Source organism: Streptomyces capoamus, assembly GCF_014654935.1.
GTDB classification, from domain to species: domain Bacteria; phylum Actinomycetota; class Actinomycetes; order Streptomycetales; family Streptomycetaceae; genus Streptomyces; species Streptomyces capoamus.
Map to the genome: position 1 here is coordinate 259,528 of NZ_BNBF01000007.1, position 1,147 is coordinate 260,674.

At 71.9% G+C, this 1,147-nt stretch carries 1 protein-coding gene and 1 pseudogene; both read right to left on the minus strand.

The features are described from left to right. Positions 1-260 precede the first annotated feature (260 nt). Positions 261-452, minus strand: a complete 192-nt coding sequence (locus IE312_RS39975) for a hypothetical protein (protein ID WP_190046013.1) — start codon at positions 450-452, stop codon at positions 261-263. Next, a pseudogene (locus tag IE312_RS14230) lies at positions 449-1,147 on the minus strand (hypothetical protein); the annotation flags it as partial. The pseudogene IE312_RS14230 and the gene IE312_RS39975, both read right to left, overlap by 4 nt.

Here is a 1,147-nt window from a genome sequence, read left to right on the forward strand (position 1 = left end):
CAGGGCCTCTCCGATGGCGAGCGCCGAGCCGGCGTAGGCGAGACCCACCTCGACGACCTTCTCGACTCCCTCGGAGACCATGAGATCGCGCAGGTGATCGCACCACTGCTCGGGCACCGTGACGGTCTCGAAATCCCCTGCGCCGCCACGCGTCCGCGGTGGCCCCTCCCGCGACAGCCGGCGGCGCACCGCCCGGATCCGCAGAACGCGTTCATCGCAGCTTGCCAACACCGACCCCTTCTCCTCGGAACAAGGCGTGCTCACGCACCGGGCGTGTCCGCACCGTCCTGCACTGCCGGCGCGGCCGTCGGCTCCCCGGCCGGTGCGGTGGGCACACGGCGGCGGCGCGCGCGGTGCTCGATGCGATGCCTGATGCCGTGCCCCAGGGCCAGCATGAGGGCTGCGGCGAGGCTGCCCAAGAACTCGGCTGCCGCGCCGCTGAGAATGCTCACCGGTCGACCGCCGGCAGCGAGGCGGACGGGTCCGTCGCGGTGGAACTGTGCAGCACCCCCAGCCGCTTGAGCTTGCGGCGCACCCGTTCCCCGAACGCGCCGGGGTCGGTAGCTCCTCCCTCCACCGCGGCCTCGGTCCATGTCACCCGTTGTGCGGCGTAGGCCATCGCCACGGCCTTCTCCGGCGGTGCCAGCCGCGTGAGCACGGCCTGGACGCGAGGGTCCTCCACTTCGCCGAGCAGAAGACGGTCCTCGGGGCGACCGCGATGGGCGACGAGCTCTCGCAGGGACAGTCCCGGGCCGACGGGGTCGTCGAGCAGGCGCACCTTACGGCCGTTGACTTGTCGCTCCCACAGCGGTTGCAGGCGGCGATGCTCCCGGTGGGTGTGGAGGTGGAGAAGCTCCATGATCTCCGCGTCATTGCTCAAGTGCCGGCCGAGGGCGTCGACCCAGTCACCGAGAAGAGCCATCTCGACGGCTGCGCGCCATGGTTCGGGCCTGCCGAGTCCGAGCCAGGTCCGCGAGAAGTCGTCCACGGCCGCCGCGTCCCCCTCGATGGCGGCATTGCGCGCCACCAGCGCGGCCACGACGGCTTCGCGGGCCGTGAACGTCCGCGGACCGCCGACCTGTTCGACGAGCGTGCGCAAGATGGCGGCGATGAAGTTGACGGGGGAGTGCCGGGCGTCCGCGCCGTC